Source organism: Flavobacterium sp. GCM10023249, from assembly GCF_042653365.1.
Taxonomy (GTDB): domain Bacteria; phylum Bacteroidota; class Bacteroidia; order Flavobacteriales; family Flavobacteriaceae; genus Flavobacterium.
The window spans coordinates 184,616-199,449 of sequence record NZ_JBHSHZ010000016.1; the positions used below are offsets into that span (position 1 = coordinate 184,616).

General features: G+C 36.9%; 13 protein-coding genes. All 13 read right to left on the minus strand.

The window, feature by feature from the left end; all coding sequences use genetic code 11:
• Nucleotides 1–2: 2 nt before the first annotated feature.
• The gene (locus ACFO7M_RS14430; RefSeq protein WP_379736430.1) at nt 3–701 is read right to left on the minus strand and encodes a hypothetical protein; all 699 of its coding nucleotides are present in this window, start codon (nt 699–701) and stop codon (nt 3–5) included.
• 1 nt (nt 702) lies between these two features.
• Nucleotides 703–1,833 (minus strand): AAA family ATPase, encoded by a 1,131-nt coding sequence (locus tag ACFO7M_RS14435; RefSeq protein WP_379712606.1) that lies wholly within the window; start codon nt 1,831–1,833, stop codon nt 703–705.
• 45 nt (nt 1,834–1,878) lie between these two features.
• Nucleotides 1,879–2,466: a hypothetical protein gene (locus tag ACFO7M_RS14440; RefSeq protein WP_379736432.1), complete on the minus strand. Its 588-nt coding sequence runs from the start codon at nt 2,464–2,466 to the stop codon at nt 1,879–1,881.
• Between the two features lie 19 nt (nt 2,467–2,485).
• Nucleotides 2,486–3,103, minus strand: a complete 618-nt coding sequence (locus ACFO7M_RS14445) for a hypothetical protein (protein WP_379736433.1) — start codon at nt 3,101–3,103, stop codon at nt 2,486–2,488.
• Between the two features lie 3 nt (nt 3,104–3,106).
• Complete coding sequence (locus ACFO7M_RS14450) at nt 3,107–3,610, minus strand: endonuclease V (RefSeq protein ID WP_379712600.1); 504 nt, start codon at nt 3,608–3,610, stop codon at nt 3,107–3,109.
• 192 nt (nt 3,611–3,802) lie between these two features.
• Entirely contained in the window at nt 3,803–4,486 is a 684-nt protein-coding gene (locus ACFO7M_RS14455) for a hypothetical protein (protein ID WP_379712598.1), read from the minus strand.
• Nucleotides 4,483–5,247, minus strand: coding sequence for a DUF434 domain-containing protein (locus ACFO7M_RS14460; protein ID WP_379736435.1), 765 nt, complete (start codon nt 5,245–5,247; stop codon nt 4,483–4,485). The genes ACFO7M_RS14455 and ACFO7M_RS14460 overlap by 4 nt, the downstream gene beginning before the upstream one ends.
• A 36-nt stretch (nt 5,248–5,283) precedes the next feature.
• Nucleotides 5,284–5,835, minus strand: coding sequence for a hypothetical protein (locus tag ACFO7M_RS14465; RefSeq protein ID WP_379736437.1), 552 nt, complete (start codon nt 5,833–5,835; stop codon nt 5,284–5,286).
• A gap of 194 nt (nt 5,836–6,029) precedes the next feature.
• Nucleotides 6,030–7,121 carry a hypothetical protein gene (locus ACFO7M_RS14470; RefSeq protein WP_379736438.1) on the minus strand — a complete coding sequence of 364 codons (1,092 nt, stop codon included), beginning with the start codon at nt 7,119–7,121 and terminating at the stop codon, nt 6,030–6,032.
• Nucleotides 7,122–7,721: 600 nt separating this feature from the next.
• Nucleotides 7,722–9,143, minus strand: a complete 1,422-nt coding sequence (locus ACFO7M_RS14475) for an RtcB family protein (RefSeq protein ID WP_379736736.1) — start codon at nt 9,141–9,143, stop codon at nt 7,722–7,724.
• Nucleotides 9,144–9,267: 124 nt separating this feature from the next.
• On the minus strand, nt 9,268–9,990 hold the full coding sequence (locus ACFO7M_RS14480) for a hypothetical protein (RefSeq protein ID WP_379736440.1): 723 nt from the start codon (nt 9,988–9,990) through the stop codon (nt 9,268–9,270).
• Between the two features lie 163 nt (nt 9,991–10,153).
• A complete protein-coding gene (locus ACFO7M_RS14485; protein WP_379736442.1) occupies nt 10,154–11,863 on the minus strand; it encodes a hypothetical protein in 1,710 nt (569 codons plus the stop codon).
• Nucleotides 11,864–12,098: 235 nt separating this feature from the next.
• Nucleotides 12,099–14,672, minus strand: coding sequence for a ligand-binding sensor domain-containing protein (locus ACFO7M_RS14490; RefSeq protein ID WP_379736444.1), 2,574 nt, complete (start codon nt 14,670–14,672; stop codon nt 12,099–12,101).
• Nucleotides 14,673–14,834: the final 162 nt, after the last annotated feature.

A 14,834-nucleotide genomic window follows, 5' to 3' on the forward strand; every position in this document is an offset into this window, starting at 1 on the left:
TATTATGAAAGTGTCAGTCGGTAAGAACTGATTGATAATTGTTTAAAACTGTTTTTAGGAAGTACCGAATACGTACTATCGGTATGAAAGACAATCCAGTTTTCCTGATTTGGATTTAACTTTTGCTGTAATGTTCGCGTAAGCACCGGATAATTGAAATCCATTCCCGAAGGCAATAAGAAACCTTGTGAAAGCCATACTGTTTCTCCTTGCAATGGCAACAGTGGTGTTCCCAGGATGAGTACAGCCTCATCCATCATGGTCCATTGCAAAGGCTTCAAACGAAAATCAGGGGCTGTATTCATATACTTTTCAAACACCTCTCGCGTTACAAAGAGACCGAATGCTTCTCTTGATTCATCCGATACTTTTAAACGAATGGCCAGCTCTTGTTGAACACCAAAATAATTAAAGTTGAACGAAGGAAGCTCTACCGGCAACACATTCTGAATGGGTCTCCATAGCAAAGCCGACGGTAATTTCCCTGAAGGCAAAACACTACCGACAGGAAATAACAAATTGTCTTTCAATTCATACATCGAATGAAAAGGAATTTGAAGAATTTCAGCAGCATGAATTTGTTCCGGCTGGAAATCCTTAATCCATATCAATTCTTCATGAACCGTAGCTTTAAGATTGTCCCAATGCCGAATGCCGGCCAGATAGTCTTTGTGTTCTTTAGGTAGAGATAAATAGTACATTTTAAACCGTTTGAAGGATTTGTTGCCATAAGGCTTCTATTTCCTTCTGAATGTATTGTTTTTGATCATTGTTTTTAACCCAGTCGCATCGGGTTTGCACATAACGCAACTTGTCTTTAATCACATTTTGCTCTTCAAAAGAAAGCGATTCATCTTGCCATTTGGCTGCGAGATACTGTACTTCTTTCATTACTTCTTCGGCATTAGGCGCTTTATTGTACAACGCCTGAGGATGTGCCTTTCCTGAATCGTCTTTTTCAATAATTTGGTTGATGATTCCTTCCAAAATTTCAATTTGTTCTTCGGTATCCCAAATGTATTTCAATACCCATAAATCCGATACAACAGCAGTAGTTCTTCCACACATCAATGCACTGGCAGCAATCAAGTTTTGCAATTTAACCGCACGACGGTCGGACACCTTAATCCCGGTATTTCTTAAGCTATGAACGATATCCACATACTGGTTTCGAATGGGTGAAAGATCTACATTTCGGCATTCTAATTGCAATGCCCGAATTTCATCAGCAGTGATTGTTGGTTTTTTGGTAGTCGCATTACCTTCCAATTTCCAACCCGCCAATAACACTTGGTGCAATAAATCCGGATTTACATAATCGCATTGGATACGAATCAGAAAACGATCCAACAACGCATTCAAGGCTTCATCTTCCGGTAGTACATTACTAGCACCCACAAACATTAGTGCCGGTAATTTTTTGGTTTCTTTACCTCTACGGAAAATTTTCTCGTTCAATGCCATCAATAAACTGTTCAAAATAGCCGAATTGGCATTGAAAATTTCATCCAAGAATACCATCGATGCTTCCGGCATCATTCCTTCGGTATTCGTGATCAACTCCCCTTCTTTTAATTTACGGATATCGAACGGACCGAAAATTTCATTCGGTTCGGTAAAGCGGGTTAATAAGTATTCAAAGTTTTTTCCTCCTTCAATTCCATTGGACAAGGCACGAACGATAGCACTTTTGGCGGTTCCCGGAGGTCCCAACAAAAAAGCATTTTCTTTGGCCAATAATCCAATACCTAGTAAGTCGATGATTTCATCTTTACCCACAAAGGTTTCCTTTATGTCTTGTAGTACTGCGTTTAGTTTTTCTGTGCGATTCATGCTTGTATTTTCATTACTATTATATCTTCCGGTTGAACCATAGGCTTACCAGAATTTCCACCAACTTTTTTTCACTCGTTTTGCCTCTACCGGTTGTTCACCACTAAACGGTAATTTCATTTTTCCGGAATCTATAAGGTATTGTATTCTTTTGTAACAATCGGTGATGTCAAAATGAATTTCTTTACCCGATTGTGTTGTAATTTTATCTAAAAACTTCCCGCTGTCGTTTACCAAAGACTGATGACCGAATCCTTCTTCCAAATGCATTAGAAAATCACTTTCGTCTGAAATACGAGTCACCACATAGGGCGATGCTAAAGAACCGTCACCCGTTAGTTCCAGATTGTCTATAATACGAAATGCGAATATGCTTTCAGATCGAGCATCGTCCTCTCTACCCAGTTTTTTCAAGGCAAAACTCTTGTACAAATGCGCCTTCGGACATAAAAGCACATTGATGTTATGGTAATCGACCGCTTCTTCAAATTTACCCTCGTCGAGTAACGCTTCTATAGTATCCAAATCATCCGAATACGGATCATACTCTTCATGGTTGATTACAAAATCTCTTGATTTCAGAAAAGCTTCCCTTGAAGGTTCTTGAATAAATTGAAAAAAATCGTGTTCCATTTATATTTTTTTGTTTACGTTAAAACTCTTTCCAATACACTTTTTGATAATCCCCAAAACTGTGCAACAACGCGGCTTTGATTCTCGGAATAGCAGCCAATCGACTATCTTTTCTTTCTACGATCCGATCCAAATACAATTGTTTGAGACAATCATCTGTAAAAACTATGGTCGAATCGATTGCGTTCGTTGTTGTACCAATCATCGAATAATGAAACTGATGCAGGTAATCGGAAAAGATATTCACTACCGGATCATCAGCATCTACCAATTTCATTTCATGATAAATCTGCGGAAGAAAACGAAGACAGATATCGGCCGAAAGTACAGCAGAAGCATCGATAGTACCTTCATATTTTGGCAAAATCGGTTTCAATTCCTCCAATTTGTGTTCGCGATATAGAAACAGCTGAGCTGCAAAATAAACTGTTTTAGCAGCCCATAAAGCCGCTTTGCTATTAAATGGCGGAGCTGTGTAAGGATAATTCAATGCCTCTTTTTCGTATTCCGTTTCCAAAAATAACATTGCATCGGCTTCCTCCTGCTTGGGTATTTCGATAAGCTTATCATACAAAATGATCTGCTCTTCGGTACGCAAATGGTATATCGTATCTAAAAATGCTTTTGTAGTATTCATTGCTTATTCTTCCTTTGTTTTGGTATCCATCAGTTTCAATAGGTACGGCAATCGGAATTCGCCATGCATACTCTGAACCTGTTCGGCTACCCATTCTTTGTCCATGCCAATCGCCGATACATACAACGGGTTTTTACTTTCTCCTCGAAACACTTCGACAACCGTTTCCTTATTGGCTTGAAATTGGGTTTTGGCCACGCCAACTACCGGAATTCTCTCTCCCAAAGCGGCATACAAGTGACCACCCAATCCGTATCCTCCTTTATTGTCGACATAAATATAACCGTCAACAATGAACAACGTTACCTGTTCCAAATCAATTTTTTTCAATGCTTCGGTAATGCAAGGCAATTCTCTTTTGTAAAATGCACCGGGGATGTATTCTTCAACATGATCGATATTCACTTCTATCACCTCTATTGGTATTTCACTTTGCCAGTTTTCAAACAATAACAATACTGTTTTGGCATAACTTTCCTTATAATGAACATCGACGGCTACAAGCATATTTGGGGGACATTGGTGAACAAATATAAAATTATATTCAGATACTATAAAATAATAGTATTCCTATATTTGCAAAACGGGAAAGGATGATCGCTTAATTGGAAAAAGTGCCACGGAGTCCGTGGAGATATGGGTTCGAGTCCGATTCGCCTTTCCTTTACCATTACTTTTTTTTCATTCCACTTTTATCAATTAAGGCACTATAAACGGTTCTAAAAAACCTATTAATTCTGTTCCTTCTCTATTCCAGCGTATTCCATTACCGTTGGGGATTCTGATTTCATACACCCAACCGTGTTTGTAGTGATAAAACACATTCCACCAACTGGCATTATCAATGATGTGTGCCACCAACTCACGTACTTGCTTTTCCTTTTTATAGTTATTCCCTTTCATAGTTCCCCAGAAATCGGTATGCCCTCGTCCCAAGTGTTTTTCCCAAGCCCGTCTGGCCACTGTAATTTCGTTATTGTACGCTACTGCACAACTTTTGATGAGCGTTTCCCGTGAAGGAGGCAACGCAGAGACATCGGTAGCACTCGATTCGGTGAACCGTTGCCCCATTATAGCCAACCAATGAATAAAAGGCATTTCCATTAGCAATTTTGCATAATCTCTACTGAAATCGTCTACGTCGTGCTGTTGGGCATATAACTTTCGAAACTGTGCAATCGTCTCCGACAAATCAATATGAATTTCCTCTGTATACAATGGCAATCGGTTTTTCGGCTGTCCTTTAATTAACATTGATAAAAGATTGAATTGAAACAGTGTAAAACACTTTAATTCAATACAATAACCGTATTCGTCTAACCATTCTTCCGTGAAGTGTTGTACAATTGCATTGACCAATTCCGGGGTTTCGATTGTCTTCATAATTCCACTTCAAAAATAGTTGCCGGTAGTTGTTTTTCCACAATTAAATAGCCGATGGCATTAAACCAATTTTTACAATTCCGAAGTATATACGCATCAGAAGTCACGGTGATTTTTCCACTTTTGATAATTGCTTCATCGGCATTGTTTTCCAAAAGCACTTCCCACTTCATGTTTTCAGAAGCCGCCCATTCTTCGATCATTTTTTTGATCCGTCCACTATTGGATACCGGTTTATCGAATATCCAAAGGATACTCTTTATTTTATTTTCTTGGTAAAAACGAGACACAGCCTCGAGTGCCAAAGAAGTTTGACTGACCTTCTTATAGGTTCCGTGCACGCTGGACAAATCGCGATAACAGCCATCAAGTCCTTTGAACAGGTACGCCTGCGAAAACAAACTCTCCAACAAAATCAACACATTGAATCCGTCAAGAACTAAATCTTGTCCAGCTAGCTTATCTACCGTCAATTCTTTCTCTTTTACACTATCCAATTGTTCCTGTGAGGCACCCATGCATTGCAACGCACGATTTTGACGTTGTGTCAAGCGATAGCGAGTACCCACCACTTGTAGTGCATTTTTTTCGGAATACTTTCTTGAAAGCAAATAATGTAAATCGCGCAAAGCATCGGTAAAAACAGCTTTCACCGTTTCGCCAAACAATTGATCGTCTTTCGCTTCTTTCCCTCTGTTGGTCTGTTTGCCCATACTCACAAATATACTAATCTCTTTGATGGTACAAAGTTGAAAAGTCACTGCGCAATTATTTTACGTACTAATCAATTCTTTATTTTACTTCTTGAAATTTTGGGCTATTTTGAGTTCTTCTTGTAACTGATTACGCTGCCATTTTAGGGTTTCTAATTGGAGTATCACTTTCTTTTGTGCTGCAGGTCCGTTTTGATTGAGCTTACTCATAGCGAGAATGTTTAAGAACTTCGCATTTTCAACGGATGCTTTATTGTTCTCCAACACATTGGTCTCAAAATATTCGCTTAAATGAAAATTAGCAATAGCTTTTTCGTATTTAGCCTTCATATCTTCTATTTTCTTTTGACATTTGAAGAGAAGCGATTCATTTTTTTTGAGTTCTTGCTCTAACAGTGCAATGATTTTGGTATTTTCATCTTTCAAAATTGGATGTATGAATTTCCCCTTTTGTTTTTCCAATAGATGTATGTTCATTAATGTCATGCCTAAACTAACCTTTGAAGGCAAATCACGCTTCTTGGTTTCGTACATTGCTATCAAGCTGATCGGAATATTAAATAGAATGGCCAACTCTTCCTGAGTCAATCCTAAAGCTTCTCGTAAATGATTGTTTCTGTGTTTGATTTTTCCCATGATGATTGCTCAACAAAAACCGTGACATTCTGTAAGAAATGTTTTATTTTTTTTAAATGTGTGATAATTTTTTTGTGATAAAATATATTATCACACATTTTTTATCACAGTTTTGTGATATTTTTTTCGTGATATTTTAAAATATCACAAGAATTTTATCACGAAAGTATTTATGCAGTCGTTGTAAAATAAGACTATTTCTTTCTGGTAACGATTTCCCAGTTTTCGATTTGATTCGGATTGGTAATTTTATCGATGTTGATCAGGATGCGCATCTCTCTGAAACGATCTACATTTTGATCAACCAATACTCTGAACTTATAACCGTTTTTGAGTTCGATGTAGTCTTCGGTTAAAGGATGCTCTTTACAATAGTTGGTTACGAAAGTCAGTTCTTTATTAAATAGTGTATTTTTTGAGAGGAAAGTTAGCAATTGTAAAGCAGCTGCTTTCTTGAACTTTTCATCTTCCCATTTTCCTTCCTCAACTTTGAATGTCGATTCAAATGTCAGTAGCAGGTTGTCACAGCCGCTTAATTCTGCCGTAATCAGTGTATCGTTTTGGGTATACGATTCTGAAAAAACTTCGGTGTAATTATGGCCTTCAATGGTTCTTTTTCGTTTAATTCCTTTTGGAATTGCTTTGAAAATGGATTTCGATTTCAATTGAGCCAATTTGCAATTGGTCAAATACGAGGCTTCATACATGTTGTTGTTTTGGTAGACAAACGTTGGTTTGGTCGAATCCAATTCCTCCGCATTGTATACTCTGAAATTCTGTGAAACCTTCACTTCCAACTTGTTGTTTTTAAACTCATAATCGTCAATGACATTATACGAGAAAGGCGCATAACCATAAAGTGTATGCTCTTCTTTTGGATTCAGTCGGTCTTTCATAATGTAAAAAAGAAGTTGCTGATTGGAGTTAGCATTGCCTCCTAACATCCCTTCCGAAGTTCGGTCCACAATATAGTCCATAATGCCATCTTGGTTAAGATCGGTTCGTTGTACTATTGAGAACGCTACCGTGTACGGATCACCATCATTGGGATAATGCACCGAAAAGGGCATTTTTTTGATTTGCAATTCTTCGTATTGCTGTTCGTCTATGTCATCCCTAATTAGCTTTTCAAGAAAATCATAGCCTTCGGAAAAGTCGGCAGCTACTTCTTTTGTTTCAGTCTTCTGAACCGTAGCTGTGGATTTGCGGGATTTCTGAACAGGAGAAGTTACATCATTCTTGCAAGAGATGAATGACAATAGGGCATACAACACTAGTTTTCTCATTGCTTATTGGTGGTTTTTACTTCAATTGTAAAAATAGAATTTAAAATGATATCTCATATGAAATGTAAATGAATAAGTGTTAATTTTTGCAGCGCCTGAAAAAGTAAAAAAAGTTTTCATTACCTTTAATTGACTGATTATTAGTTAGTTGTTTTTAAATACAAACTAAAACCTTTACTTTATGAAAGAAAGAATTTTAAACCTAGAAAATGTTCAACTCCTCACAAGAGAAGAGCAAAAAAGAATTAATGGCAGTGGTGATGACGAATACATTGTTTGTCCTTGCCCGAACGGTTCATAGGTAATTGTTCTCTCAACAATCACCTGTGTAGAAGCAGAGGCGCTGTATTGTCCTACTGATATGTGATGCCTCTGAAAAGTAGTGTTGAAGTTAACCCTTTTTGAATTGCTTTCAGCACTTTTGAACTTGAAATGTCCCCAATCTATATAGATAAGTAAAACATTGCCTAACTATGCAATTGTAGCAAAGATGACTACTTCCCATTTTTGCTACAAACATAGTCAAAGCACCTACAAAGCAATCGTAAAGTACTTTGTCAAATAACCCATTAGAAAACTACTTTCCTACTCTCCTATTTTTTAGTCTTCTTTGCTTCCATCATCGGCCATACGAACCATTTTTGGTGTGAACTTTGCCACAAGATCTACCAATTCCTTTTGGGATGCCATCACTAGATTGATGTCTTTGTAGGCCATAGGTGCTTCATCGAGTCCCGCACCAATGAGTGTAACGCCGTGGTCTTTCAATATCGTTTGCATATCGTGATGTCTAATATTCTGAATGGCTTTGGTTCTACTCATTTGACGACCGGCTCCATGAGATGCCGAGTTGATGGCTTGCTCCTCACCTTTACCTCTGACTAAAAATCCAGGTGCGGTCATGCTCCCCGGAATTATCCCCATCACGCCTTTACCCGCCGGTGTTGCTCCCTTACGGTGTACGATCACTTCTTCCCCATTCCAAATTTCCTTCCAAGCGAAGTTATGATGGTTTTCCACTTTAGCCAATACGGTTGCTCCCAAGGCTCTTTCCATTTTGTTATGAATGATTTCATGACAGGCTGAGGCATAATCACCCGCCAAATTCATGGCAATCCAGTATTCCTGACCTAATTCTGAATTCAAATCCAGGTAGGCTAAATTTTGTGCTTCGTGTGGGAGTTTACATAGCTGCTTGGCCATTTTAGTATAATGTCCGGCAATAGTTGCTCCGAAACCACGCGAACCCGAATGCGTCAGTAAGGCTACATATTTTCCTTTTGGAATGTTCAATGCAGCATCATCTTCAGCAAACTCCATGATACCGAATTCCACGAAATGGTTTCCACCGCCTGAAGTTCCCAATTGCGACCAAGCTTTGTCTTTCAACTCTTTAATGAAAGTATGGTTGGCAAACTCTTTACGTTCCAATACCTCATGATCCGCACGATATTGACCGTGGTATCCATGACCTGCACCGAACTTCGTATGTGCCACCAATTCCCGTTTGAATTTCGCTTCCTGCTCATAATAAAAAGCTTCCGGAATATCATAAACAGACAAGGCCATTCGGCAACCGATATCCACACCCACACCATACGGGATGATGGCATTGTTAGTCGCTATAACTCCACCAATAGGCAATCCGTACCCTTGATGCGCGTCGGGCATTAAAGCGCCGGCCACAGTCACCGGTAATTTCATGGCGATTTCCATTTGCTTTTTGGCGCCGTCTTCGATATGTTCAGCCCCGAAAAGTACATATGCATTCGGATTTTGATTTAAACTGATGAAGTCTTCCGGTTTTTCATTGGCTTTTTCAATTAGTGCTGAAGCCAACTTCGCAAAGATTTTATCATCCAGATAATTTTCCGGAGTTTCCAATACATTTTTATAGAGCGTTATCATTTGCTCACGGGTAAACCCCAGTCTTTTTTTATTGATGTTCAAAGCGATTCCCAACGGAGCACCTTGTTGGTATCCTATGGCTAATAAATCGTTACCGTTGATTGGTGTGTTCATACTGTTAAAATTATTCATTTTTGAGCTTCGACCGAAGTTTTTCACTTCAAAATACAAAGCCGTTTTATTTGATTGTACAAAGTTGAAACACTGTTGCGCAATTATTTTACGTACTACAGTTTTTTTAAAAATACTTTAGGAAATCATAGCAATAGCTCAACTCCTGAAATTTATCTTTGTTGTTTGAATTCATGATAAAATCTTCAATAAACGCTATAAACTCGTGTTTATTCAATCGTATCCAGTCCAATACTAAATCGGATAATTCTCTGGAAACAAATGCTCCTGAGATACGCGTTCCCTTTTCATTTATATCATAAAGCAAAAGAGTACAAATCATTCCCATGCCATGCTCATTTATATTAGTTTTCCAAATATCCAACAGCGGTGCTATCGGAATCTGAGCGGTATAAAACATATTCAACAGGTCAATCATTCCTTCTCCATCCGGTATTGAAGGTATGGCCAGGCATTTGGTTATGAAAGCCGAAGCAAATTCTTCTATCACTTCTTTTTCTTCCTTTTTCTGCCAAAACAATTCGTTATTAAAATTCAGATTTTTCAGACTCAGGGAAATATCTAATCCGGAAGAAAACTGAAAATGCTGTAACAAATCCAGATATCTGGGCAAAAAGTATTTGAATTCCTCCATATTATAGTTCGTTGCCTGCGCATGATCATTGTATTCGTTAATCAATTCCAGAGTAATTTCCTTTAGCGGTAGCGTAATCAGTTTTCGGGCATCTTCTGCACTTACACAACATTTTGTACAAACATTAGTAATACTTTCCGGTCTTGGATAATCAAATACGGCGTAGGCTTTCGAAACAATATTGGCTAGTGACATAAACAATGCTTTCAGTTTGATACTACAAAGTTGATAACCTGCTACGCAATTATTTTACGTAGTGGAAATACATCTTGATTGGTTCAACAAAAGCGGCACCGAAAGTAGATATAATAAAAAAGCGCCCTTTATAGTGGCGCTTTTCAAATAAAGAAATTCAATATTATTGAGAACAAGTCAATCCGTAAGTCAATACAGGAATATTCGAATTGTCAGTATGTGAGAATTTTGTACTATAAGGAGCATTCAAATCTAACATATAAAGCACAGAACTGGCAAATCGTTGTTTCAATCTCCCCTTTCCAGTTCGGTTTTTTGGGTTTGGAGTAATAAACGATTCAATGTTTAAAGTTGTACAAGTATTTCCAACAACTTTAGAAATCGGACCATAAGTATATACCGTTTTTGTATTGGGAACTCTACATCTGAACTTATTCACAAAAACGGTCCCCCCACCAAGTATACTGGCTCTTTTTTTAATTTTTTGAACCAATCTTACTTTTTTGCTGTTGATTGTGGTATGAATTCCATCATTACTTGGACTCTTCCATGTAGCGGATTCGCGCTTACACGGATCTCCAATCCCCAGAGTCGTCGATGTTTCAAATTTAATCGTACATAAAGGTGTATTGGTGGTAATATAGGCATTAACAGGATACTCTTTTAAATAACATGGTACGTCATAATCGTGATTCACAACTGCTGAATTCGTTGTTACCTGTGTTGTTCCATCACCGAAAGACCATGTAATAGTATAATTATTGGTTACACCTAAATAATCCAATCCTTCAATACTAAACTGATAGAGCCCAGTGGTAAAGTTCAACATTTTAGGAGAAAGCGATAACGGGCATTTAATATCGAAAGTCTGAAAATAAGTGTCACTACAGCTATTGGAGCTAATTGGATTAACAATGGAAGTCAAGTAAGCTTCTACCTTTGGTACTTCGTTTAACGTAGCATAGTTACTGAAATTGATTTCTACTTCAAACCACTGACCAACATATAAATCTACCCAAGAGCCTGTGTATCCATCACTGTTTACAATGGTTACAGATTGGTATTGACCTGAATTTGGAATTGTGAAGGTATTAATTGGGTTTAATCCAATGGGTGCAGCTGTTGTAGCGCTAATCTTATATCTTACCGTTTTATTCACAGGATTATAAGCTGTCATTTCGTGAGACATCACCGCTTCAAGTCCACAAGAGTTTTTTTGAAGATTAGCCGGAGTTTCCTTTCTGTTGTCTACTTTTATACCTTGTTCCGATAGTGATGCAAAATCGTAACGTGGATCCAACCCTACAACAAGATCTTCAATATCGTAATTAACTTTGTAGTTTCTGATAGTTGTATTACTAGCATAGGGTGATTGGATCAATTGAGAATAATCCAACAATTTGTAATAGTTGGCACATGAATAAGGAGCTCTGTGGATTACCGTTCCATCAGACCAAATGTAAATGTAACCTGCGATGATCACCATTCCGTCTTTGTTCAGTATTGTTTCCAAAACACTATCACTGGTGTAATTGAAGGGATCAAAAGAGGGATCATTCGGTATAATTCCCTCTGTCATTTCATAGTCCTTTTTTCGCAATGAATAGAAATTGTTGTGTGCAATTTCATAGTTCTCAAATACGATTTCTTCTTCAGCACCAGCTATAAAAGCATCGTATAATGTTTTATGTTCCAACTGGATCGCATCCAAAGAAGGGAAATTTTGTACCACGGGATGACATGGAATTGAAATTGGACCAGTTTTCGATAAATTGGCCTCGTTAGCTTCTTTTGTGTCGTATTCGCTACAGCCAACAATACAAATCAGCAGAAGTCCTACAACAATGGACAGGGTCAAAAAGACTTTTTTCATATAGGTAAAGTTTTAAAGTTTGTGTCGCAAATGTATTTTCATTGCAAGCTATAAACCCCTTTAAAAACTAGCTTTGTGACGAACCCCCTATATAATAGTGACGAATTTTGTATTTATTTACTTACAGTATTTTTTCAAATGTGATCCAACAGGACTTTTTGGGATAAGATTCTTTTGCAATTATTTATTTACAAGCAATAATGCACTTAACTCCATTGAAATTATTTTAGAAAAATTAAAAAAGAATTTTATCCAATTCGGCAATGTAGGTTTCACCTACTGGTATTTCATGATTTAGAATATAAACCGCTTTTTTACTTTTTTGTTCAATTTTATCCAGACGAACAATATAAGAACGGTGTATCCTTAAAAATTCCAAAGGATCATGAACTTGTGACACAAAATCACTTATTTTGCTACGCACAGTATAAGTTTTCAATGGGGTAACAATATCGACATAATTGCCTGAAGACTGTACGAATAAGATATCGGAGGTTTTAATTCTAATTTCTTTTCCTGATTCTCTAAAAGAAAAATAGTTGTCTTTCATTTTGATTTTTTTCAGCAATAATCGTAGTAACTCCCTAACAATATCTTGATTATAAGAAAGTACTCGTATTTTAAAGAAAAAATAAATAACAGTCACTACTAGAATCAGTATAAATCCAATAAACCAGAATGTTTCCCAGAATGGTTTACAAATATGAATCGGAATTACAATACTTTCATTGGAATAACTTCTGTTGTCGTCCATTACTTTAACCACCATTTTGTAATCACCTGGAGGAATATAGGAATATGAAATTTTTCGTTCCTTGGTATTTTTCCAGCTTTTGTCCAATCCTTCTAATTTGTACCGGTATTCGATCTTTTCACTACCACTAAAAGAAACGGCTTCTACACCAAAATCAAGTTGATTTTCATCATAATCCAACTTTAGTGGCTGTCCGTTTCTAATGGTATAAAACGTATTATTGACTTTTAGCTCTTTTAGCCTCAAAAAATAATGTTTTTGAAGCTGCATTCGTTCAAACTGTTGTTTTGATAATGAGCTTAAACCTTTGGTAGTTGCAATGTAAATAGAATCCTTAATTATCTCGACATCCTTGATTTGGTTGCTCAACAATCCGTTTGCTGTAGTTATATAATCAACAGTGTATTTTGTGGGACTGCTGAAGCGTATTCTACTTAAACCATAATTAGTACAAGCCCAAAGCGTTTTGGGATCTTCACGATATACTTCGGTAACAATATCATCCGATAACCCTTTACTTTTATCGATTGCATACACCTGATCTTTGGCCAAATCATAAACAAGCACCCCTTTTCCCAATGTTGCTATGTAAAGCGTTTTATTGGCTTCCGAGTAATCCAAATCATCAATGCGGTACTGAAGTAATGGCTTTTTCATTTGGATTATTTTACCCTTTTCCTTTATTTTCAATCCGTCTATAGTTCCAAAATAAAACCGACTACCAATTTTCGATATGTCATGAATCCTGAAGTCCATAATTCCCTCATCATATTTGTCCTTTTCCCAAATGGAATAATAACCAAATTGAGACATGCTTAAAACAGAAGGATTATCATCAGACATCTTCGTTACCTGTATTGTGGTTTTACTCACTAATTGATCATTAAAAAAAAGTCGGCTGCCGTTACAAGAAACCACTGCGTCTTTACCTTCGAAAAACTGAACATTAGCGGGGAAACTCTGTAAAGCTTTCCGTATCCGAATAATGGGTTTATTCAATTCCTTTCGGTACAAATCACCATTATAAGTTCCTATATATAAAGTATTACGCTTGTCTTTCGTTAACGATTGAATCACGTTATTTTGCAAATTAAAATTCCTGATGGGATTGGGAGGCAAATAATATACCCCATAGTCGGTTGTAGTAACCCATACTCCTCCGTAGCAGTCTTTTGTTACATTAGAAACAGTGGCATGAGGCAAGTAGAAAGTGGTACATTTTCCTTTAAAATCATAAATTTTTAAGCCATTGTTCCGGAAACCTACCCAGAAATGCTTGGAGTCGTATTTTCCGCCGGCAACAGGCAAATCTGAACCAATGTTGATGTCTAAAAATGTACCATTTTTGCTTAAAACACGAACCATACTATCGGCAATTAGTAGCCGAGTTTCAGGCTTAATATTCATTAGTTTTCTTTGTATACCGGATCCATCAGGAAGTTTAAAATCCGATCTATTGATGGAAGTGTATAAGATTTCACAGTTTTCGTCTACTTTTAGACTATGAATATAAGAAGGAGCATTGTTACTTCTCCCCTTTTTTTCCTGCTTTCCATTCGATTGAACATACTCTGTCAATTTTCCTTTTGCATCAATACTAATCAGCCTATTTGCACCATTAGACAAATACACTTTCTTGTTATTATCCACTACTATCGATTTGATAAAAAAGGTAATTTTGTTATTTTTCCTGATATAAGCTTCAATTACATTGTTGAATAGATAAGGAATGAAGCGATTACTTCCGTTTTCAAAATAAAAAATCTTCTTATTAAACGTTGCACACCAAATCTGACCGTTCTTCTGCGGAAAGAAATCAAATATCGTAATATCGGTTAAGCCGTCTTTAGGAGCATACTTTTTAAACTCATAACCGTTGTATTGGCACAATCCTCTATCAGTAGCCAACCAAATCGAGCCTTTTTTATCTTGCAACACATCGTACACTTCATTGCTAGGAAGTCCTTCTTCTGTTGTAAAGTGTTTGAAATCTTGAGAAAATACTTTTACGAAACAAAACAAGGTAAGAATCGGCAGAAAATAATTGGATTTCATACTCTTATATAGCTTGAAAAAAAACTTTAGTATTAGGTTGCACAAATAAATCGCTTCAAAAATAACAATAAAATTCGTACATATTTTAAAGTTTAAACCAACGAAATTTCAGCATACCATTGCTTAATTTTAAACAGTGAAATAAGTTTAGTAATTTTGATA

Bases quoted from the DNA above. Each gene is read 5' to 3' on its own strand.
- ACFO7M_RS14450 (WP_379712600.1), bottom strand. From the start codon at position 3,610: ATGCTTGTAGCCGTCGATGTTCATTATAAGGAAAGTTATGCCAAAACA.
- ACFO7M_RS14465 (WP_379736437.1), bottom strand. From the start codon at position 5,835: ATGGGAAAAATCAAACACAGAAACAATCATTTACGAGAAGCTTTAGGA.
- ACFO7M_RS14470 (WP_379736438.1), bottom strand. From the start codon at position 7,121: ATGAGAAAACTAGTGTTGTATGCCCTATTGTCATTCATCTCTTGCAAG.
- ACFO7M_RS14430 (WP_379736430.1), bottom strand. From the start codon at position 701: ATGTACTATTTATCTCTACCTAAAGAACACAAAGACTATCTGGCCGGC.
- ACFO7M_RS14480 (WP_379736440.1), bottom strand. From the start codon at position 9,990: ATGTCACTAGCCAATATTGTTTCGAAAGCCTACGCCGTATTTGATTAT.
- ACFO7M_RS14485 (WP_379736442.1), bottom strand. From the start codon at position 11,863: ATGAAAAAAGTCTTTTTGACCCTGTCCATTGTTGTAGGACTTCTGCTG.
- ACFO7M_RS14475 (WP_379736736.1), bottom strand. From the start codon at position 9,143: ATGAACACACCAATCAACGGTAACGATTTATTAGCCATAGGATACCAA.
- ACFO7M_RS14455 (WP_379712598.1), bottom strand. From the start codon at position 4,486: ATGAAGACAATCGAAACCCCGGAATTGGTCAATGCAATTGTACAACAC.
- ACFO7M_RS14435 (WP_379712606.1), bottom strand. From the start codon at position 1,833: ATGAATCGCACAGAAAAACTAAACGCAGTACTACAAGACATAAAGGAA.
- ACFO7M_RS14445 (WP_379736433.1), bottom strand. From the start codon at position 3,103: ATGAATACTACAAAAGCATTTTTAGATACGATATACCATTTGCGTACC.
- ACFO7M_RS14440 (WP_379736432.1), bottom strand. From the start codon at position 2,466: ATGGAACACGATTTTTTTCAATTTATTCAAGAACCTTCAAGGGAAGCT.
- ACFO7M_RS14490 (WP_379736444.1), bottom strand. From the start codon at position 14,672: ATGAAATCCAATTATTTTCTGCCGATTCTTACCTTGTTTTGTTTCGTA.